Raw genomic sequence first — 20,443 nt, 5'->3', positions numbered from 1 at the left:
TGAGTTCTCAAGGAACGGACGCTTCCTTTGTACTCACCCTCTCGGGCTTTCCTCCGGGCTTTTCCCTTCGGTCTTGCGTTTCCGACTCTATCAGATCCTTTCGGGCCTGATTCCCTGTCGGCGGGGCCTTTCGACATTCACTACGTTAGCCCATTCCCTCTGCAACTCATAATCGAGTCCCGCGAGTTCGAATTCAGGCATGCAGGCACGCCGAAATCGTCCCCGCTGAGGGGATGTTGTAGGTAGTGGTTTGGCCGCTCTCGGCTGCTGGCGATCGCCGTAACCGGTTCAAGCGGCTCGGGCCACGTTACGCATCTTCCAAGAGCGAGTCAACTTGAGCGCCGCCTCGGGACATGGGCGCGATAGGGGCTCACTGTCGGGTCGTTCGCGACCCAGAACCGCCAGGGGTGCACGCCTCCTTCGCCGGCGACTCCGGTCCGCGGACCGGTGAGTACCTGGTCGGAGGCGACCGGGGTGCCGGTGAGCACCCTCAGCGGGGTCTCGCCCGGGGCGCATGCGTCCGTGCCGTCCAGGGCCCGGTCCACCCCCAGGGCCGTGGCCAGGCGGGCAGGCCCTTTGGCCAGTTCCTTGTCATTTCGGGCCGAGAGTCGACGTTTGCGGGCCTGCTCGGCGCCTTCGATGATCTCCCCGGCACGGAGCAGCACAGCACTCGCGCGACCCTCCTCCCCGCACACGAGGTTCATGCAGAACCACATGCCGTAGGTGAAGTAGACGTACACATGGCCGGGCGGACCGAACATCACGTCGTTGCGGGGCGTGCGGCCGCGATAGGCGTGGGAGCCGGGGTCGTTCTGGCCGTCGTAGGCCTCGACCTCTGTGATGCGGAGCGCGATCGGACCGTCCGGGGTGGTACGGACGAGGAGACGGCCGAGGAGGTCGGGGGCGACCTCCAGTACGGGGCGGTCGAAGAACTCTCGGGGCAGTGGCGTACGGTCCGGGGGCGTGATCATGGCGTACGAGCGTAGTCCAGACGGGTGTGTGCCAAGGGGTGGTCAAGGGTCCGTCCGCTTGCCAGGGTGATGGCGCGGAACCGACCACGGCCGGATCGCGTTTGTAGGGATCAGGAATCCGCGCGTTCTAAGAGGAGAGACATGGCGTTCAAGAAGCTGCTCGCGAGCCTGGGGGCCGGTGGGGCTTCGGTGGAGACGGTGCTGACCGAGGTCAACGTCGTTCCCGGTGGTGTCGTCCAGGGCGAGGTGCGGATCCAGGGCGGGTCCGTCGACCAGGAGATCGAGGGCCTGTCGGTCGGGCTTCAGGCCAAGGTCGAGGTCGAGAGCGGCGACCAGGAGTACAAGCAGGACATCGAGTTCACGAAGGTCTCGCTCGGCGGTGCCTTCACGCTCCAGGCCAACGCGGTGCACGCGGTGCCGTTCGGTCTGGAGATCCCCTGGGAGACGCCGGTCACGATGATCGACGGTCAGGCGCTGCGCGGGATGAACGTCGGTGTGACGACCGAGCTGGCGATCGCGCGTGCGGTGGACTCCGGTGACCTGGATCCCGTCAACGTGCACCCGCTGCCGGCGCAGAAGGCGATCCTGGACGCGTTCATGCAGCTCGGCTTCCGCTTCAAGAACGCCGACCTGGAGCGCGGCCACATCCGTGGCACCCGCCAGCAGTTGCCGTTCTACCAGGAGATCGAGTTCTTCCCGCCGCAGCAGTACCGCGGGCTCAACCAGGTCGAGCTGAGCTTCGTCGCGGACGGCCACGCGATGGACGTCGTGCTGGAGATGGACAAGAAGCCGGGGCTGTTCAGCGAGGGCAGCGACACCTTCCGCTCCTTCCAGGTGGGGCTGCACGACTACCAGAGCACCGACTGGGCCGGGTACCTCAACCAGTGGCTGTCCGAGGTCGGCAGCCGGCGCAACTGGTTCTAGGCTCGGAACTGCTGATTCCGGCAAGAGACCAGGAGGTACCGAGGTGACCGAGCTCAAGCGGCGGCCGCTCCCCCATGACTTCCATCCGCCCGTCCCGTCGTTCACGGTGACGAGCGAGGACGTGCAGGAGGGCGGCACGCTCAAGGACGCTCAGGTCTACGCGGCCGGCAACACCTCTCCGCACCTGCGCTGGGAGGGCTACCCGCCCGAGGCCAAGAGCTTCGCCGTGACCTGCTACGACCCCGACGCGCCCACGGGCAGCGGGTTCTGGCACTGGGTCGTGTTCGACATCCCGGCCTCGGTGACCGAGCTGCCGGTCGGTGCGGGCAGCGGCAAGTTCGAGGGGCTGCCGGAGGGCGCCGTACAGGTGCGCAACGACTACGGGTCCAGGGACTTCGGTGGGGCCGCCCCACCGGCCGGGGACGGTCCGCACCGGTACGTGTTCACCGTGTACTCGGTGGACCAGGAGAAGCTCGGGCCGGATGCCGACGCCTCTCCCGCCTACGTGGGCTTCAACCTGCGGTTCCACACCCTCGCGCGCGCCCAGTTGATCGGTGAGTACGAGGTGCCCGCCGAAGACTGACGTTCACGGAGCGTTTGCCCGCCTCTGGTCTTGGAATTGATCAGGGGCGGGCACTTTTTATTGCGTTGTCCATCTCGGCGTGCCCGGCCAGAGTTGATCCAAGCCCAAGCCCGCCAGGGGATGGGACGGTGCACATGGGAGGTGGGCTGACATGCGGGACACGCTGGTACTGAACGCGAGCTTCGAGCCGCTGTCGACGGTGACGTTGAACCGAGCCGTCGTTCTGGTGCTGCAGGACAAGGCCGTCGTCGAGCAGTCCCACCCCGAACTGCGCATGCGCGGAGCCGCGGTCGACATACCGGCGCCCCGGGTGATCAGGCTGTGCAGGTATGTCCGGGTGCCCTTCCGAAGACAAGCCCCGTGGTCCCGGCGGGGTGTTCTGGTGCGTGACCGGCACAGGTGCGCGTACTGCGGGCGGCGGGCGACGACCGTGGACCACGTGGTGCCGCGGTCCCAGGGCGGGCAGGACACGTGGTTGAACACGGTGGCCTCCTGCGCGGAGGACAACCACCGCAAGGCGAACCGGACTCCGGCGGAGGCGGGGATGCCGTTGCTGCGGGAGCCGTTCGAGCCGACTCCGGCGGATGCGATGCTGCTGTCCTTGGGCCACGAGGACTTCTCCGCTCTGCCTGATTGGCTGGCCGGAGCGGCCGCCTAGGCGTCTGCCGAGGTGGGTTGAGCTGCGGCTGCGGGTTCGTTGTGGCTTGTCGCGCAGTTCCCCGTGCCCCTAGGTACGTTGGGGCCCGCCTTCCTTAAGAAGGCGGGCCGCTTTGTCGTACGCAAATCCGTGCGTCAGTCGATCTTCGGGGTTTCTCTGCGTTCTGCGCCGGAGTTGCCGCCGTTCGAACCGCCGCCCATGCCGCCGAAGTTGCCCATGGCTCCGGAGAGGCCCTTGAGGGCGTCGCCGATCTCGCTGGGGACGATCCAGAGCTTGTTGGCGTCGCCCTCGGCGATCTTTGGAAGCATCTGGAGGTACTGGTAGGAGAGAAGCTTCTGGTCGGGGTCGCCGGCGTGGATCGCCTCGAAGACCGTGCGGACCGCCTGGGCTTCGCCTTCCGCGCGCAGGGCGGCGGCCTTGGCCTCACCCTCGGCGCGCAGGATCTGGGACTGCTTCTCACCCTCGGCCGTGAGGATCGCCGCCTGGCGCGTACCTTCGGCGGTGAGGATCGCGGCGCGCTTGTCACGGTCGGCGCGCATCTGCTTCTCCATCGAGTCCTGGATGGAGGTCGGGGGCTCGATCGCCTTCAGCTCGACGCGGTTGACGCGGATGCCCCACTTGCCGGTGGCCTCGTCGAGGACGCCGCGCAGGGCCGCGTTGATCTCCTCGCGGGAGGTCAGGGTCCGCTCCAGGTCCATGCCGCCGATGATGTTGCGCAGGGTGGTGACGGTGAGCTGCTCGATCGCCTGGATGTAGCTGGCGACCTCGTAGGTCGCGGCGCGGGCGTCGGTCACCTGGTAGTAGATGACGGTGTCGATGTTCACGACCAGGTTGTCCTGGGTGATCACCGGCTGGGGCGGGAAGGGCACGACCTGTTCACGCAGGTCGATGCGGTTGCGGATGGTGTCTATGAACGGGACGACGATGTTGAGTCCCGCGTTGAGGGTCCGCGTGTAGCGGCCGAAGCGCTCCACGATGGCCGCACTGGCCTGTGGGATGACCTGGATCGTCTTGATCAGGGCGATGAAGACCAACACCACCAGAATGATCAAGACGATGATGACCGGTTCCATCGTGTCCCCGTGCCCTTCTCCGCCTCGGCGTTTTCGGAAGATCTTATGGTTGTTGAAGATCTTGCTGGTCGAGTCTGACAGACCGTCGTGCAACTCGTGGTGCGTTCGGTTCAGTTGCATCCTGCGAGGTCACATGATGATCGCCGTGGCTCCCTCGATGTCGACGACGTCCACTTCCTGGCCTACGTCGTAGGCGCGCCCGGTGTCGAGGGAACGGGCCGACCAGACCTCTCCGGCGAGCTTGATCCGGCCGCCCGCGCTGTCGACCCGCTCCAGGACGACGGCCTGCTTGCCCTTCAACGCGTCGACACCTGTGACGAGTTGGGGCCGCTGGGAGCGGTGCCGGGTCGCGATGGGACGTACGACGGCGATGAGGGCCACCGAGACGACGGCGAAGACGAGTACCTGGACGACGATGTCACCGCCGAGTCCGGCCGCCACCGCGGCGGCGACGGCGCCCGCCGCGAGCATGCCGAACTCCGGCATCGCGGTCACCACGAGCGGGATTCCGAGCGCAGCCGCGCCGACGAGCCACCACACCCATGCGTCGATGTCGTTCACGTGGTCATGGTAGGTCCGGGGACACCGCCGCGGACAGGGCGCGATGGCGCGGGGAGAAGCTTCTTACCCGTGTTTTCGCGGGGACTTCACGCGATCACGACAGCGGCAGGCCCTGCGCGGTCCAGCGGTCGCCGACCTGCTCGACGACAAGCGGCAGGCCGAAGCACATGGAGAGGTTGCGGGAGGTGAGTTCGAGCTCCAGGGGACCCGCGGCGAGCACCTTGCCCTGGCGGATCATGAGGACGTGGGTGAAGCCGGGGGCGATCTCCTCGACGTGGTGGGTGACCATGAGCATCGAGGGGGCGATCGGGTCGCGGGCGAGCCGGCCGAGGCGGCGGACCAGGTCCTCGCGGCCGCCGAGGTCGAGGCCGGCGGCGGGCTCGTCGAGGAGGAGGAGCTCGGGGTCGGTCATCAGCGCGCGGGCGATGAGGGTGCGCTTGCGCTCGCCCTCGGAGAGGGTGCCGAACTTGCGGTCCAGGTAGTCGCTCATGCCGAGGCGGTCGAGGAAGGCGCGGGCGCGCTGCTCGTCGATGTCCTCGTACTCCTCCTGCCAGCCGGCGGTCATGCCGTACGCCGCCGTCAGCACGGTCTCCAGGACGGTCTGGCGCTTGGGGAGCTTGTCGGCCATGGCGATGCCGGCCATGCCGATGCGCGGGCGCAGTTCGAAGACGTCGGTGCCGGGCTTGCCGAGGGTCTCGCCGAGGATGGTGGCGGTGCCCTTGCTGGGGTAGAGGTAGCTGGAGGCGAGGTTCAGGAGCGTGGTCTTGCCGGCGCCGTTGGGGCCGAGGATGACCCAGCGCTCGCCCTCCTTGACCGACCAGGAGACCTGGTCCACCAGAGCCCGGTCCTCGCGGACCACGGATACGTCCTGAAGCTCCAGAACATCGCTCATGAGCGCGTTGTCTCCCCTTGCAGTGTGACCGGTGTCGGCGTCTCGGCTGGCGCGTGCGCGCTTTTGGGCGCAGCCCTCGATGAAATCTACGCCACCGGTCGGCCGCTCCCGTCCAGCGGTCCGGTCCTTAGGCTGGGGGCATGCTCTCGGAACCGCGCTCTGGACGCCTTGCCGCTTGGGGAAACGGCCTTTTGGCCGGACTTGTCTCGCCGGACGACGCCGTGGCGGCGATCGTCGGTGACGATGCCGTGCACCGGGTCGAGGGGCTGCCGGGTGAGCCGGCGGCCGTCGGTCTCACGCTGGCGCTCGGGCGGCTGCGCTCGCTCGGTGTGAAGGGGCTGCGGGTCGCGCTGCCCGCGCCCGGACATCCGCTGGGCCTGAGCGGGCCGCCGGAGTTCAACGCGCGGGCGCTGGAGGCGGAGGAGGCGGTGGTCTGCCACGGCGCCGCGCTGGGCCTGGTGCCGGAGGTCTACGAGGCCGGGCCCGCGGGTGATGTGCATGTCGAGGTGGTGTGGCATGTGCTGCCGGTGCGGGAGGCTCCGCCGGCGGACGTGCCTTCGCTGGGCGAGGCCGAGCGGGAGCTCGCGGAGGCCCTGCGGGAGGCGACGGAGGTGTTGTCCCGGTTGGACGTGGCCGCGTCGGGGCCGGTGGCGGAGGCGGCGCTGGGGGCGTACCGGGCTCGGGCCGAGCGGGGGCGGGAGGTGCTCGCGCCGGGGTATCCGCCGCGGGCGGTGCGGGTGTTGGAGCTCGCCCAGCGGGTGGGGCTGCTGGTGTCGCTGGCCTATGAGAACGGGCACGGGGGTGCGGTGAGCTCGGCCGAGATGCGGGCCCGGGGTGAAGCGCTGCGGCCGGTGGAACGGACGGGGCGGCGGGCGCAGGTGGCTGCGTACAACGCGTACGTGGAGGAACTGGAGCGCGGGGTGCGGTGACCGGCGGGGGCGGGGCGGCCGATCTGGTCGGTGGCCGCGGGGCGGCTGGCCTGGCCGGTGGCCGCGGGGCGGCTGGCCTGGCCGGTGGCCGCGCTGTGATGCCTGGATCGTCTTGCGGCAACCGGGCAGAGACGTGGGCCCGGGGGGAGGCGTTGCGGCCGGTCGAGCGGACGGGGCGACGGGCGCAGGTGGCTGCGTACAACGCGTACGTGGAGGAACTTGAACGCGGAGTGCGGTGACCGGCGGGAGCGGGGCGGCCGACCTGGCCGGACGCGGCCGGCGGGCGGCGGGCGCAGGGGACTGCGGGGCGGCCGGCCTGGCCGCGCTGTGACCCCTTGGATCGTCTTGCGGCAAAGGACCGGCCTCCCGGGTGCGTGGCGCACCCGGGAGGCCGAAGTCACTGTCCGCTCGGCGAGGGACTCAGTGGTTGAGGCCGAGGTTGCCGAAGGCGGGGTTCAGCACGCCGATGACGTTCACGCTGTTGCCGACCGCGTTCACCGGGATGTGCACCGGTGCCTGGACGAGGTTGCCCGAGACGACGCCGGGCGAGCCCACGGCCTTGCCGTCGGCGTGCGACCCGTCGGTGGCGGAGGCCATCCCGGCACCGGCGGCGATCAGCCCGCCGGCCACCATCGTCACGGCCGCTGCCTTCTTCAGGTTCTTCACTTCTAAGCCCTCCTAGCGATTGCCGCGGCAGTCGCCGCAGCACGCACTGGAGAACGGCGGGGCTCCCCGAAGGATGCGCCATTCGGGGGACATTCCCACGACGGTATGAATCTCACTCCGGAGCGGAACCCTCCGTATTGCCGTGGGCGGTGGGGATCAACCGGCCACTCCGTGACGAACCGCCCACAGGGCCGCCTGTGTGCGGTCCGCCAGGTCGAGTTTCATCAGGATGTTCGAGACATGCGTCTTGACGGTCTTCTCGGAGAGGACCAGCGCGCGGGCGATCTCCCGGTTGGAGCGGCCGTCCGCGATCAGCCCGAGCACCTCGCGCTCCCGCTCGGTGAGCGAACCGCCCCTGCCCTGACCGGAACTGTTCTCCTCCTGGGACAACAGGACGCCCGCCACCTCCGGTTGGAGCAGGATGTGCCCGGCGTGCACGGAGCGGATGGCGCCGGCGAGGGCGTCCGGGTCGACGTCCTTGTAGACGTAACCGGCGGCGCCCGCGCGCAGGGCCGGGACCACCGTGCGCTGTTCGGTGAAGCTGGTGACGATCAGCACGCGCGCGGGGTTGTTCAGTTCGCGGAGCCTGCGCAGGGCGTCGATGCCGTCCATGCCCGGCATCTTGACGTCCATGAGGACGATGTCGGGATGCAGTTCCTCCGCCTGCGCGACGCCCTCGGCGCCGTCGGCGGCCTCGCCCACGACCTCTATGTCGTCCTGCACTTCGAGGAAGGTGCGCAGTCCCCGGCGGACGACCTGGTGGTCGTCGACGAGCAGGACCTTGATCGCGTCAGCCACCGGGGACCTCCATCTCGATCGTGGTGCCCTTGCCGGGCGCCGATTCCACGGTCAGCGTGCCGCCGACCCCGCTGGTGCGGTCCCGCATGGAGACCAGGCCGAGGTGACGGCCGGCTCGGCGGACCGCCTTCGGTTCGAAGCCGCTGCCGTCGTCCGTGACGCGCAGGACGGCTCCGGCACCACGCCGGTCCAGGGTCACCTCGACATGGGCGGCCCCGGAGTGCCGCAGCGCGTTGTGCAGGGCCTCCTGGGCGACGCGGAGCATGGCCTCCTCCTGGGCGGCCGGCAGTGCGCGGAAGTTGTGGGCGGCGAAGGTCACGCGCGCGGTGTGGGCGCGGTCCAGGACCTGGACCTGGGTGCGCAGGGTGGCGGTCAGGCCGTCCTCGTCCAGCGCGGCGGGGCGCAACTCGACGACCGCGGCGCGCAGTTCGTCGGCGGCCTCGGCGGCGAGCACGGCCACCTGGTGCAGCTCGCCCTTGGCGCGGGACGGGTCGCGGTCGACGAGGGCGGCGGCGGCCTGGGCGGTCAGGCGCAGGGAGAACAGCTTCTGGCTGACCGCGTCGTGCAGTTCGTGGGCGAGCCGGGAGCGCTCCTCGGCGATCGTCAGCTCGCGGCTGCGTTCGTAGAGGCGGGCGTTGGTGAGGGCGATCGCGGCGTGCTGGGCGAGGATCGAGAGGAGCTCCTCGTCCTCTTCCGTGAAGCCGCAACTGCCCTCGGGTTTGGGGCAGGGGGGGTGTGGGGGGTGTCCCCCCACAGGGCGCAGCTTGTTGGCCAGGAAGAGCGCGCCGATGACCTCGTCGCCGTCGCGGATCGGCAGGCCCAGGAAGTCGACCATGTCCGGGTGGGCGGACGGCCAGCCCTCGAAGCGGGGGTCCTTGCGGACGTCCGCGAGGCGCTCGGGCCTGGCCTCGTGCAGCATCGCGGCGAGGATGCCGTGCTGGCGCGGGAGCGGGCCGATGGCCTTCCACTGGGCGTCGCTGACCCCGTCGACCACGAACTGGGCGAAGCCGCCGTGGTCGTCCGGGACGCCGAGGGCGGCGTACTGCGCGTCGAGCAGCTCGCGGGCCGAGGCGACGATCGTCTTGAGGACGTCGCGCACCTCCAGGTGCCTGCTCATGGCCAGCAGCGCGGAGCTCACCGCGGCGAGGCCGGACCGGGGGCCTTGACTCATGTCCTCAGAGTACGGGCGGGGTGTGACAGCGCGGATCGGACCTGTGACCGCCCCCGGCTAGGGCGGGCGACCTAGGGCGAAGGGCCTCGCCGCATTGCGGCCCGCGTCCGAGGCGGCCGGGAGGACGGCGTTCCTACGTTGGCAGCACGCCGATCAGGAGGCGTGGAAAACGAGGGGACGGATGTCATGCCGGTAGCGATCATCACGGGGGCCTCGAAGGGGCTGGGGCGGGCGCTCGCCGAGGCGCTGGCCGCGCGGGGCTGGGACCTGGTTCTCGACGCGAGGACGGCGGAGGTCCTGAAGGAGACGGCGGCCGCGCTCACCGGGCACGGGACCCGGGTGACGGCCCTGACCGGGGACGTCACGGATCCGGCGCACCGCTCGGAGCTGGTGGCGGCGGCCTGGCGGCTCGGCGGTGTCGATCTGCTGGTGCACAACGCGAGCGCGCTGGGCGCCGAGCCGCTGACCCGTCTCGAAGGGCTGCCGCCGGACGGACTGCGCCGGGCGCTGGAGGTGAACGTCGTGGCCGCGCTCGGCCTGGTCCAGGAGGCGCTGCCGCTGCTGCGGGCCGCTGCGGCCGGCACGGTGATCGCGGTCAGCTCGGACGCCGCCGCCGAGGCGTACGAGACGTGGGGCGGCTACGGGGCGTCCAAGGCCGCCCTGGACCACCTCGTGGCGGTGCTGGGCGCGGAGGAGCCGGGGCTGCGGGTGTGGGCCGTCGATCCCGGGGACATGGCGACCGACCTGTACGCGGCGGCCGTACCGGACGACGAGGATCCGCGGCCGGAGCCGGCGAGCGTGGTGCCGGCGTTTCTGCGGTTGCTGGACGAGCGTCCGGTGAGCGGGCGGTACGGGGCTCCGTCGCTGCTGGAGGGGCGATGACACTCGCGATGGGGGTCCCCCCGCTCGAGTTCTTCCGAAGGTGGGGGAGGGTGCCGGAGGAGCTGTCCGCGCGGGTGCCCGCCGAGCAGCGTGGTCCGGGGCTCGACCGGGACGCCGTACGGCTGCTGGTGTCGCGGGGGACCGCGGTGTCGCACCACGCGTTCGGTGAGCTGCCGCGGCTGCTGCGGGCCGGAGACCTGCTCGTCGTGAACACCTCCCCCACGCTGGCCGCGGCCGTCGACGGGCGGATCGGGCACGCGCGCGTGGTGGTGCACTTCTCCACGCGCGGGGACGACGGCCGGTGGGCGGTGGAGCTGCGGGACCCGGACGGGAAGGGGACCACGCGTGCGCGTGCGGGCGGGCCCGCGGGGACTGAGGTGCGGTTGCCCGGGGGCGGGCGGCTGGTCCTGGAGGAGACGGTGAGCGGGCGGCTGTGGTGGGCGCGGGTGTGCGACGGGGAGGTGCTCGGGCTGCTGCGGGAGCAGGGGCGGCCCATCCGCTACTCCTACACGGAGCGGGACCAGCCGTTGTCCGTGTACCGGACGGTGTTCGCGCTGCCCTCGCCCGACGGGTCGGGCAGTGCGGAGATGCCCAGTGCGGCGCGGCCCTTCACCGCGCGCCTGGTGGCGGAGCTGGTGAGCCGGGGTGTCCAGTTCGCGCCGGTCACGCTGCACACGGGGGTGGCCTCGGCGGAGGCGCACGAGCCGCCGTATCCCGAGCGGTTCTCGGTTCCCGAGGCATCCGCGCGGCTGATCAACGCCGTGCGGGCCGGGGACGGCAGGGTCGTCGCCGTCGGGACGACGGCCGTACGGGCGGTGGAGTCGGCTGCCGGGGCCGACGGGGTCGTACGCGCGCGTGCGGGATGGACGGACCTCGTCGTGACCCCCGAGCGCGGGGTGCGGGTGGTGGACGGGCTGCTGACCGGGCTGCACGAGCCGGAGGCCTCGCACCTGCTGATGCTGGAGGCGGTCGCGGGGCGGGCGGCGATCGACCGCGGGTACGAGGAGGCCCTGCGCCGGCGCTACCTGTGGCACGAGTTCGGCGACGTGCATCTCCTGCTGCCGGAGGAGAGTCCTCACGCAGAGCATTGCGCCCGCAACTGCTCGTGAGAACGCTGTGCGGGCGATGTGAGCCCGCACATAGGGCCCACATCACGTACTAAGCGAAATAGGAGACAAAGGCTCCCCGCATGAACGGGACAGACGTTCCAGTCTGTCCCGTTTTGCCCTCCCCTGGTCCACTACCCGGGGTCGTACGTCACATCTTTGCCCGGGTGTTTTGCGCCAGCTAAGAATGGCCAACGTCGCTCAGCGCCGCGGGTTACGCCCCGCGGCGTTTGTGCCGGAAGCACCCGTGTCCCCCACCGGACAGCGAGCGACCTCCGCGCTATTCGAAGAGGTCCATCCCGCATGCCCAAGAACCCTTTCACCCGAGGTCACAGTCGCGCGCTGACCAAGCGCCACAAGATCGCCGTCGCCGGAGTCGCCACGCTGGGCGCAGCCGCCGTCGCCTTCAGCGCGGTTCCGGGCAACGCGGAGACCACCACCTCCGAGGCGGCCTCCTACTCGGCCCCCGTGAAGTACAGCTCCGAGGAGCTCAAGGGCCTCCAGGCGGACGTCAAGGAGCAGCTCGCCGCCAAGGCCCTGCAGAGCAAGGCCGCCGAGGCCAAGGCGAAGGCGCAGGCCGAGGCGAAGGCCAAGGCCGCCGCCGCGAAGAAGAAGGCCGCCGCGGCCGCCGCCGCCAAGAAGGCCGCGCAGGCGCGCAAGGTCAAGGAGGCCGCGAGCCGCGCCGCGCACCGCGCCAAGCTCAAGGCCGCCGCGCCCAAGAAGAGCTACGCGAACAACCTGGACGGCTGGATCAAGGAGTCACTGGCCATCATGAAGGCCAAGGGCATCCCGGGCAGCTACAACGGTCTGTACCGCAACATCATCCGCGAGTCCTCGGGCAACCCGAACGCGATCAACAACTGGGACATCAACGCCATCAACGGCATCCCCTCCAAGGGCCTGCTCCAGGTCATCCCGCCGACCTTCCAGGCGTACCACGTCGCCGGCACGTCCTGGAACATCTACGACCCGGTCGCCAACATCACCGCCGCCGCGAACTACGCGGCCCACCGGTACGGCTCGATGGACAACGTGAACAGCGCGTACTGAGGCCGCGCGGACCTCTCTCACGCACAAGGGCGGCACCCCCTCGGGGTGCCGCCCTTCACCGTCGTACGGCGGTGATCACTTGCGCATGACCTCGGGCTCGTGGCGGCGCAGGAAGCGGGAGACGAGGAAGCCGCAGACGAGGCCGATGGCGATCAGGGCGACCATGTCGAGGCCCCAGGTGCCGACCGTGTGGTTCCACAGCGGGTCGGTCGTGTCGCCCGGTTTCACGGGCGGGTTGACCTGGTTGAAGTCCAGCGTGGCGCCCGCGGCGGCGACCGCCCAGCGCGACGGCATCACGTACGAGAGCTCGTTGACGCCGATCGTGCCGTGCAGGGGGAACAGACAGCCGGTGAAGACGACCTGGACGATCGCGAACATGACCAGCAGCGGCATGGTCTTCTCGGACGTCTTCACGAGCGCGGAGATGATCAGCCCGAACATCATCGAGGTGAACCCGAGCCCCATGATCGGCAGGCACAGCTCCGCGAGGGTGGCGTTGCCGAGGATCAGCCCCTCCTTCGGCAGTCCGCGGCTGGCGAACCCGATGACGCCGACCATCAGCCCCTGCAGGATGGTGATCACGCCCAGCACGACGACCTTCGACATCAGGTACGCCGAGCGGGACAGGCCGGTGGCGCGCTCCCGCTCGTAGATCACCCGTTCCTTGATCAGCTCGCGGACGGAGTTGGCCGCGCCGGCGAAGCAGGCGCCGACCGCGAGGATCAGCAGGACGGTGGTGGCCGTGCTGTTCGGCTCGGGCTGCTTGGTCCTGGGGTCGATCGGCTTGGGCAGCAGGTTGTCGCCGAAGTCGATGAGCAGGCTCACCGAGCCGAGGACGAGCGGCAGGATCACCGTCAGGGCCAGGAAGCCCTTGTCGGACGCGATGACCGACACATAGCGGCGCACGAGCGTCCCGAACTGACCCGTCCAGCCCTGCGGCTTGGGTGGTTTCATGCCCTGCATCGGAGGCGTCTGTACGGACTGCGGCGCAACGGCGTCTATGTCCGCGGCGTACATCTGGTAGTGCTGCGAGCCCTTCCAGCGGCCGGCCCAGTCGTAGTCGCGGTAGTTCTCGAAGGCCGAGAAGACGTCGGCCCAGGTGTCGTAGCCGAAGAAGTTCAGTGCCTCCTCGGGCGGTCCGAAGTAGGCGACCGCGCCGCCCGGTGCCATCACCAGCAGCTTGTCGCACAGGGCCAGTTCGGCCACGGAATGGGTGACCACGAGGACCGTACGGCCGTCGTCGGCGAGGCCGCGCAGCAACTGCATGACATCGCGGTCCATGCCCGGGTCGAGGCCGGAGGTCGGCTCGTCGAGGAAGATCAACGACGGCTTGGTGAGCAGCTCCAGGGCCACCGAGACGCGCTTGCGCTGGCCGCCGGAGAGGGAGGTGACCTTCTTCTCCTTGTGGATGTCGAGCTTCAGCTCGCGCAGCACCTCGTCGATGCGGTGCTCGCGCTCCTGTGCCGTGGTGTCGGCGGGGAAGCGGAGCTTGGCCGCGTACTTGAGGGCCTTCTTGACGGTCAGCTCCTTGTGCAGGATGTCGTCCTGCGGGACCAGACCGATGCGCTGGCGCAGCTCGGCGAACTGCTTGTAGAGGTTGCGGTTGTCGTAGAGGACATCGCCCTGGTTGGCGGGCCGGTAGCCGGTGAGCGCCTTGAGCAGGGTCGACTTACCGGAACCGGAGGGTCCGATGACCGCGATCAGGGACTTCTCCGGGACGCCGAAGGAGACGTCCTTGAGGATCTGCTTGCCGCCGTCGACGGTGACGGTCAGGTGGCGGGCGGAGAACGTCACCTCACCGGTGTCGACGAACTCCTCCAGCCGGTCCCCGACGATCCGGAACGTGGAGTGGCCGACGCCGACGATGTCGCTCGGGCCGAGCAGGGTGGAGCCGCCCTTGGGGATCGGCTGGCCGTTGACGTACGTGCCGTTGTGGGAGCCGAGGTCGCGGATCTCCATGCGGCCGTCGGGCATCGAGTGGAACTCGGCGTGGTTGCGGGAGACCTGAAGGTCGGAGACGACCAGGTCGTTCTCCAGGGCACGGCCGATGCGCATGATGCGGCCGATGGTGAACTGGTGGAACGTGGTCGGGCTGCGGTCGCCGTAGACCGGCGGGGCGTCCCCGCCGCCACCCGGACCCTGCTGCTGGGGGATCTTCTGCGGCGGCTGGTGGGCGTACGGCTGTGACTGCGGCTGCGGCTGCGGCTGGCGCTGTTGCGTGGGCTGCGGCCAGCCGGACGGCGCGGCCTGCGCCTGATGAGGGGCCTGGTGAGGGGGCTGATGAGGGGCCTGGTGTGCAGCCTGGTGCGGGGTCTGCAGTGCGGCTTGCTGCGGGGTCTGCTGGGCCCAGCCGGGGTTCGCGCTCCGCGCGGCGTACGACTGGCGGCCGGGCTGTTGCTGCGCCGCCGGGGCCGTGGTTCCGGAGAGGCTCAGCAGCGGGCCGTCGCTCGCGTTGCCCAGGTGGACGGCCGCGCCGGGGCCGATCTCCGTCCGGTGGATCCGCTGACCGTGCACGAACGTGCCGTTCGTGCTGCTGTGGTCCTCGACGACCCAACTGCTCCCGTCCCAGCGGATCGTGGCGTGACGCCAGGACACCCTGGCGTCGTCGAACACGATGTCCCCCTGCGGATCGCGTCCAAGGCTGTACGGCCTGGACGGATCGAGCGTCCAGGTACGGCCATTCGCTTCCAGTACGAGTTCCGGCACTCCAAGCCCCACTGAGTAGTCCCCCGAATTGCCCCCGTCACAGGGAGTGTAGGGATGTCGAACATCGTCGGGAACTATTTCAGGCTCCCCCTCCTGACCGAAAGTCGAGCCCCGAGAACACCACGTTCGTACGCTTCGGCCGGTTCCGTTGACGGGGTTGAAACCGACCCGGAGAGTGGGTAATCCACGCGAGGGGGACAAGCGCGGTCTCGACCGCGCCGCGGATCGGGGGGTCTGCCATGAGTGCGTCCATGGGCGTCGAGACCACGAAGCACGGCGTGCGGTTGCCGTGGGGGGACATCCTGCTGTCCTCACTGGCGGCCGTGAGCTGGGCGTTGATCGGCATGGCGGGTGCGGCGGCACTGGGGCTGCATCTGCTGGAGGCCGATTCCGCGGCCTCGCTGGGCCCGATGACCGCGGCGGTTGTGGCCCTTGCGGCGGGTGGTTCGGTGACGCCCTCCGGTGACGTGTCCGCGTTCGGGCTGACGGGGGCGCAGGCGGCGACCGCCATCGAGATCACGCCACTGGGCGTCAGCCTGGTCGGTGCGGTGCTTCTGTCCTGGTTCTTCCTACGGTCCCTGCGGGCCGCCGGGGCCGTGATCGCGCCGGCCGAACTCCTCGCCCGCGCGGGCTCGGTGGTCGCGCTGTTCACGGCGATGATGGGCGGGCTGGCCTGGGCCGGGCACGACGTCATCACGATCGACGGGGGTGCGCTGGGGCTCGACAAGCTGCCCGGCGCGGGCGGGGCCGGCGGTCTCGACGTCCCGGGGCTGGGGGACGTCGGGGACATCGGCGGACTGCTGCCCGACCGGCTCGGCGACCTCGTCGACGCGAAGGCGGCGGTCGGCTTCACGGTGGACACCGCGCCGACCCTGCTCGGCGGGCTCGGCTGGTCGGCCGGGATCCTGCTGGTCGCGCTGCTGGCGTCCCGTCGTACGCCGTTGCCGCGCGGCTGGGAGGCGGTGCACCGGGTGGTACGGCCGGCCGCGTCCGCCCTCGTGACGGTGCTGCTGGTCGCGGTGGCCGCGGGGCTCTCGGCGGCGGTGTACGCGGCGATCGGCGACGACCACCCCAAGCGGATCGCGGGCGCGGCGCTGCTCGGGGCCCCGAACGGGGTGTGGCTGGGCATCCCCGTCGGCCTCTTCGTCCCCTTCGACGGCCGCGCGACGGGTGTGCTCACGAACTTCCTCCCCGATCCCCTGGACCGGCTGCTCGCCTCGGACTCCGACCAGTCGGTGACGCTGGGTCGGCTGGCGGAGCTGGACGGGCGGGTGTGGCTCCTGGGGGTGGGGGCCGCGCTGATGATGCTGCTGGCGGGGGTGCTCACCGCTGTGCGGACTCCGGCCGAGGGGACGGGTGCGGGCGGTTTCGCCGGCCGGTGCGCGGTGCGGCTGGGCCTCGCCACCGCGTTGACGCTGCCGCTCCTCGCCTGGCTGACGGAGGTCTCGGTGGACGCCTCCCTGTCGGTACTGGGCTTCGACGCGTTCGGCGCGGGGGTCGTACTGCGGGGCCAACTCGGCATGGCGGCCCTGCTCGGAGCCCTGTGGGGAGCGGGGGCGGGCGCCACGGGGGCGTTGCTGGCACGGGCGACGGGGGCGGCGGGGTCGGGGGTCGCGGTGTTGGCACGGGGTGACGTGGTGGGGGGTTCGGGGGTCCGGGGTGACGGGGCGTGGGGTTCGGGTGGGACGGGTGACGGGGCTGTCGGGGGCCCGGGGTATGCGGGTGGGGGCGGGGGTGGGGTGGGGCCGTATGTCGGTGGGGGTGGCACGGGGCCGTACGTCGGTGAGGGTGGGGGTTACGGGGGCGGAGTAGCGGGATATGCGGGGGCGGAGGGCTCGTACGACGAGGCTTCGAGGCCCGCTGAAGGCGGGGGCGGGCCGTACGCCGGTGAGGGGCGGGCTCACGCGGGCGGAACAGCGGGATACCCGGGGGCGGGAGGCTCGTACGACGAGGCTTCGAGGTCGTCCGAGGGCGGCGGGTGGTCCTACGACGCGGGTGGGGGCCGACCGTACGACGGTGAGGCGGGGCCGTATCGCGGGGCGGGGGCGCAGGGCAGTGGAGCCGCGGCCTCTTCCGGTGCGGCGGGGTGGGCCGGCGATGAGGGCAGGGCGGAGCCGGGTCAGGGGCGGTGGCCCCGCGGGGAGGCTGGGTGGCCCAGCGGTGACGCCGGGGCGCCGGGCGGTGACGCGAGGGGCCGTCCCGGTCAGGGCAGGCCGCCGACCGGCCAGGAGGCGCAGTCACACGGTGAGGAGTCTGGGCCCTACGTGCCTGGTACGCCGTATCGGCCGCCCAATCCGGCCACGAACCCCTATCTGCGAGTGCCCGACGAGTTGCAGGGGGCGGAGGCGGCGCGGCCTGGGCGCGAGGGTGAGGCGGCTCAGAGGGCTGAGGGCGAGCGCAGTGTTGAGGGTTCTGGCGAGAGCTCGCGGCGCCCCGACGCGGCACCACCCCCCGGCGACGACAACGTCTACGGCGCCCCGACCATGGCCCGTCCGATCGACCCGCCCCCTCGCTCACCGCAACGACCTCCCAGGCGGCCCGGCGCCCGACGGCCGTCCTCCGGGGACCAGGACCGTCCGTCGCCACCACCGCCTCCTCCCCCACCGCCACCTCCGCCACCTCCGCCACCCGGGAAGCCGAAGGGGCGGCGCTGATCGGAGGGGGCGGGGCGGGGGCTGGGCCCGAGCTTCGCCACGCGGTCGCCGCTGCGCACTCGTGATCCGGCGCGGGAGGCACAAGACCCAGCAGCTCGAGTCTCGCCCCGCGCCCACCGCAACCCACTCGTGATCCGGCACAGGAGTCGCCAGGACGCGGCCGCTCGAACCTTGCTCACCGCAACGCACGCGTGTCCCGCCACGTGATCCGGCGCAGAAGCGGCGGAGGCCCGGCAGCCCCGAACCTCACCCCGCACCCACCGCAACGGATCGGGGCCCTTGGACACCTGATCCAGCACAGGGGCGCAGGACCCCGCCCCAGCCCGCCCCGCGCCCCCCGCAACACCCCCGCCCCCCACCCGTAAAGATCTCGCCACCCACACGCCACCGACTGTTCCGTGTCCGGCAGACGGACCTCGGGAGCAGAAGGCACTGGGTGCCGGATACGGTGGGAGCACCATGAGCGCTGAGCAGACCTCGTTCTCCGACGTCCCCACCCTTCTCGTCAAGATCTTCGGGAAGGACAGGCCGGGCATCACGGCCGGCCTCTTCGACACCCTCGCCGCCTACTCCGTCGACGTGGTCGACATCGAGCAGGTCGTCACGCGTGGCCGGATGGTGCTGTGCGCGCTCGTGACCGCGCCGCCCCGCCCGCTGGAGGGCGACCTGCGGGCGACCGTCCATAGCTGGGCCGAGTCGATCAAGATGCAGGCGGAGATCATCTCCGGCGTCGGCGACAACCGGCCGCGAGGGCTCGGGCGTTCCCTGGTCACCGTGCTCGGTCACCCGCTCACCGCGGAGGCCACCGCCGCGATCGCCGCCAAGATCGCCAAGGCGGGCGGCAACATCGACCGTATCTTCCGGCTGGCCAAGTACCCCGTGACGGCCGTCGAGTTCGCGGTGTCCGGCGTGGAGACCGAACCGCTGCGCACCGCCCTGGTGACGGACGCCGGCAAGCTGGGCGTGGACGTCGCGGTCGTGGCCGCCGGTCTGCACCGCCGGGCCCAGCGGCTCGTCGTGATGGACGTGGACTCCACGCTCATCCAGGACGAGGTGATCGAGCTCTTCGCCGCGCACGCAGGCTGCGAGGACGAGGTGGCCGAGGTGACCGCGGCCGCGATGCGCGGTGAGCTGGACTTCGAGCAGTCGCTGCACGCGCGCGTGGCGCTGCTGGCGGGGCTGGACGCCTCGGTCGTAGACAAGGTGCGCTCCGAGGTGCGGCTGACGCCGGGCGCGCGCACCCTGATCCGTACGCTGAAGCGGCTCGGCTTCCAGGTCGGTGTCGTCTCGGGCGGCTTCACCCAGGTCACCGACGACCTTCAGGACCGGCTGGGGCTGGACTTCGCCCAGGCGAACACCCTGGAGATCGTCGACGGGAAGCTGACGGGCCGGGTCGTCGGGGAGATCGTGGACCGCGCGGGCAAGGCGCGGCTGCTGCGCCGGTTCGCCGCCGAGGCCGGGGTGCCGCTGTCCCAGACGGTGGCGATCGGCGACGGTGCCAATGACCTGGACATGCTCAACGCGGCCGGGCTCGGGGTCGCCTTCAACGCCAAGCCGGTGGTGCGGGAGGCCGCGCACACCGCGGTGAACGTCCCCTTCCTCGACACCGTGCTGTACCTGCTGGGCGTCACCCGCGAAGAGGTCGAGGCGGCGGACGCGCACGAGGAGGATTGACCCACGCGGGACACGCAGAGCCCCGGCGCCTTGACGGTGCCGGGGCTCTGCCGTGTCTCGCGTGGGTGGGTCGGGTGTGTCGTCAGTCGGACGGCGCCCAGTAGTCGACCAGGGTGGCCGTGCCGGGCTCCAGGGACTTCCACGGGCCGCTGAACGTCAGCACGGCGAAGGCGGCGGCCGGGAAGCCGCGGCCGCTCATCCGCTGGCGTGCGTCCCCTTCGGCGGCGCCCGCGAGGACGTCGGCGAGGCCCTGCACCCCCGGGTTGTGGCCGATCATGACGGCGTTGTGCACGTCGTCCGGGGTCTCGTTCAGCACGGCGATCAGCTCGCCGGGTGAGGCCTCGTAGATCCGCTCCTCGTAGACCGTTTTCGGCCGGTGCGGGAACTCCTGCACGGCGAGCTTCCAGGTCTCACGGGTCCGGGTCGCGGTGGAACAGAGGGCCAGGTCGAAGGGGATGCCGGAGTCGACCAGCCGCCGTCCGGCTTCCGCTGCATCTTTTCGGCCCCGATCGGCGAGCGGCCGCTCGTGGTCGGTCACCTGCGGCCAGTCGGCTTTCGCATGCCGGAAAAGGACAATCCTGCGGGGATCTGCGACGCTCATGGGATCCAGCTTCGCATGAAACAGGCCACGGGGCGCAGGGAGTTGACGGGCGGCTTCGTGGGTGCTCAGCGCGTTATGAGCTGCTGTACGCGCTCCAGGAACCGGGTGACGAGGGGGTCGCCGGAGGCCGCGTGCGCGTCGGCGGGATTGAGGATGAGGGCCAGGAGCACCACGAAGGCGAGCGTGGGCAGCGCGAGGGCCCACCAAGGAAGCCGGATGTCGACGCCACCCCTGGACGCCGGGTGGGGCGGGGTCTGCGTAGGGGCCGACATGAGTGCCTCCGCTGGTCTTCGAGTCCTGCGTGATCCGCTGCTCGCGGCCACAACTCGAAGTTACGGAACCGGCGGCCCTCAACCCATCCGGTGATCCACCCAGTTGACCCTGACACTCGCCCCCTAGGTCGTGTCCGCAAAGTCAGGGCAGCCAGAGGCGTAGGCAGGCGAGGGTGGCCAGGGCTTGGTAGTGGCGGGCGCGTTTGTCGTAGCGGGTGGCCAGGGCTTTGTTGTGCTTGAGCCGGTTGAAGCAGCGTTCGACGACGTTGCGG

General features: G+C 70.8%; 17 protein-coding genes and 3 pseudogenes. 9 read left to right on the top strand and 11 right to left on the bottom strand.

What is annotated here, in order from left to right:
* Positions 1 to 329: 329 nt before the first annotated feature.
* Positions 330 to 971 carry a DNA-3-methyladenine glycosylase gene (locus ACZ66S_RS40510; RefSeq protein WP_469906598.1) on the bottom strand — a complete coding sequence of 214 codons (642 nt, stop codon included), beginning with the start codon at positions 969 to 971 and terminating at the stop codon, positions 330 to 332.
* Positions 972 to 1,112: 141 nt separating this feature from the next.
* Here ACZ66S_RS40510 and ACZ66S_RS40505 point away from each other — a divergent pair, with 141 nt between their 5' ends.
* From ACZ66S_RS40505 to ACZ66S_RS40495, 3 genes are all read left to right on the top strand, one after another.
* The gene (locus ACZ66S_RS40505; protein ID WP_469906597.1) at positions 1,113 to 1,895 is read left to right on the top strand and encodes a sporulation protein; all 783 of its coding nucleotides are present in this window, start codon (positions 1,113 to 1,115) and stop codon (positions 1,893 to 1,895) included.
* Between the two features lie 43 nt (positions 1,896 to 1,938).
* On the top strand, positions 1,939 to 2,478 hold the full coding sequence (locus ACZ66S_RS40500) for a YbhB/YbcL family Raf kinase inhibitor-like protein (RefSeq protein ID WP_469906596.1): 540 nt from the start codon (positions 1,939 to 1,941) through the stop codon (positions 2,476 to 2,478).
* Positions 2,479 to 2,629: 151 nt separating this feature from the next.
* A complete protein-coding gene (locus ACZ66S_RS40495) occupies positions 2,630 to 3,136 on the top strand; it encodes an HNH endonuclease (protein ID WP_469906595.1) in 507 nt (168 codons plus the stop codon).
* Between the two features lie 134 nt (positions 3,137 to 3,270).
* On the opposite strand, the gene ACZ66S_RS40490 is transcribed toward ACZ66S_RS40495, so the two are convergent.
* From ACZ66S_RS40490 to ACZ66S_RS40480, 3 genes and pseudogenes are all read right to left on the bottom strand, one after another.
* Entirely contained in the window at positions 3,271 to 4,209 is a 939-nt protein-coding gene (locus ACZ66S_RS40490; protein ID WP_469906594.1) for an SPFH domain-containing protein, read from the bottom strand.
* Positions 4,210 to 4,338: 129 nt separating this feature from the next.
* Positions 4,339 to 4,770 (bottom strand): NfeD family protein, encoded by a 432-nt coding sequence (locus ACZ66S_RS40485; RefSeq protein ID WP_469906593.1) that lies wholly within the window; start codon positions 4,768 to 4,770, stop codon positions 4,339 to 4,341.
* 361 nt (positions 4,771 to 5,131) lie between these two features.
* Positions 5,132 to 5,662, bottom strand: a pseudogene (locus ACZ66S_RS40480) (ABC transporter ATP-binding protein); the annotation flags it as partial.
* 140 nt (positions 5,663 to 5,802) lie between these two features.
* Here ACZ66S_RS40480 and ACZ66S_RS40475 point away from each other — a divergent pair.
* Positions 5,803 to 6,591, top strand: a complete 789-nt coding sequence (locus tag ACZ66S_RS40475) for a hypothetical protein (protein WP_469906592.1) — start codon at positions 5,803 to 5,805, stop codon at positions 6,589 to 6,591.
* A gap of 420 nt (positions 6,592 to 7,011) precedes the next feature.
* On the opposite strand, the gene chpE is transcribed toward ACZ66S_RS40475, so the two are convergent.
* The 3 genes from chpE to ACZ66S_RS40460 form a co-directional block, all read right to left on the bottom strand.
* Complete coding sequence (chpE, locus tag ACZ66S_RS40470; protein WP_031060399.1) at positions 7,012 to 7,257, bottom strand: chaplin ChpE; 246 nt, start codon at positions 7,255 to 7,257, stop codon at positions 7,012 to 7,014.
* A 156-nt stretch (positions 7,258 to 7,413) separates the two neighbouring features.
* The gene (locus tag ACZ66S_RS40465) at positions 7,414 to 8,055 is read right to left on the bottom strand and encodes a response regulator (RefSeq protein WP_469906591.1); all 642 of its coding nucleotides are present in this window, start codon (positions 8,053 to 8,055) and stop codon (positions 7,414 to 7,416) included.
* Entirely contained in the window at positions 8,048 to 9,226 is a 1,179-nt protein-coding gene (locus ACZ66S_RS40460; protein WP_469906590.1) for a GAF domain-containing sensor histidine kinase, read from the bottom strand. The genes ACZ66S_RS40465 and ACZ66S_RS40460 overlap by 8 nt, the downstream gene beginning before the upstream one ends.
* Positions 9,227 to 9,412: 186 nt before the next feature.
* Here ACZ66S_RS40460 and ACZ66S_RS40455 point away from each other — a divergent pair, with 186 nt between their 5' ends.
* The 3 genes from ACZ66S_RS40455 to ACZ66S_RS40445 all read left to right on the top strand — a co-directional run bounded on the left by ACZ66S_RS40455 (position 9,413) and on the right by ACZ66S_RS40445 (position 12,264).
* The gene (locus ACZ66S_RS40455; protein ID WP_469906589.1) at positions 9,413 to 10,108 is read left to right on the top strand and encodes an SDR family NAD(P)-dependent oxidoreductase; all 696 of its coding nucleotides are present in this window, start codon (positions 9,413 to 9,415) and stop codon (positions 10,106 to 10,108) included.
* A complete protein-coding gene (locus ACZ66S_RS40450; protein ID WP_469906588.1) occupies positions 10,105 to 11,217 on the top strand; it encodes an S-adenosylmethionine:tRNA ribosyltransferase-isomerase in 1,113 nt (370 codons plus the stop codon). Before ACZ66S_RS40455 ends, ACZ66S_RS40450 begins: the two co-directional genes overlap by 4 nt.
* Positions 11,218 to 11,517: 300 nt before the next feature.
* A complete protein-coding gene (locus tag ACZ66S_RS40445; protein WP_469906587.1) occupies positions 11,518 to 12,264 on the top strand; it encodes a transglycosylase SLT domain-containing protein in 747 nt (248 codons plus the stop codon).
* Between the two features lie 75 nt (positions 12,265 to 12,339).
* Here the strand turns inward: ACZ66S_RS40445 and ACZ66S_RS40440 are convergent, their stop codons facing one another.
* Positions 12,340 to 14,970: an ABC transporter ATP-binding protein/permease gene (locus ACZ66S_RS40440; RefSeq protein WP_469906586.1), complete on the bottom strand. Its 2,631-nt coding sequence runs from the start codon at positions 14,968 to 14,970 to the stop codon at positions 12,340 to 12,342.
* Between the two features lie 239 nt (positions 14,971 to 15,209).
* Between ACZ66S_RS40440 and ACZ66S_RS40435 the strand changes: the two are divergent.
* Positions 15,210 to 16,751, top strand: a pseudogene (locus tag ACZ66S_RS40435) (streptophobe family protein); the annotation flags it as partial.
* Positions 16,752 to 18,083: 1,332 nt separating this feature from the next.
* On the top strand, positions 18,084 to 19,298 hold the full coding sequence (gene serB / locus ACZ66S_RS40430) for a phosphoserine phosphatase SerB (protein WP_469906585.1): 1,215 nt from the start codon (positions 18,084 to 18,086) through the stop codon (positions 19,296 to 19,298).
* Positions 19,299 to 19,380: 82 nt separating this feature from the next.
* Here serB and ACZ66S_RS40425 read toward each other — a convergent pair whose 3' ends face one another.
* The 3 genes and pseudogenes from ACZ66S_RS40425 to ACZ66S_RS40415 all read right to left on the bottom strand — a co-directional run.
* Positions 19,381 to 19,899: a SixA phosphatase family protein gene (locus ACZ66S_RS40425; protein ID WP_469906584.1), complete on the bottom strand. Its 519-nt coding sequence runs from the start codon at positions 19,897 to 19,899 to the stop codon at positions 19,381 to 19,383.
* A 65-nt stretch (positions 19,900 to 19,964) separates the two neighbouring features.
* Entirely contained in the window at positions 19,965 to 20,171 is a 207-nt protein-coding gene (locus tag ACZ66S_RS40420; RefSeq protein ID WP_365465294.1) for a hypothetical protein, read from the bottom strand.
* Positions 20,172 to 20,313: 142 nt separating this feature from the next.
* Positions 20,314 to 20,443: pseudogene (locus tag ACZ66S_RS40415) on the bottom strand (IS5/IS1182 family transposase); the annotation flags it as partial.

The sequence above is a fragment of the Streptomyces sp. NPDC107471 genome, from assembly GCF_055582845.1.
Note: the sequence above shows the minus strand (reverse complement) of the source record. Positions and strands in the feature narration are given on the sequence as shown.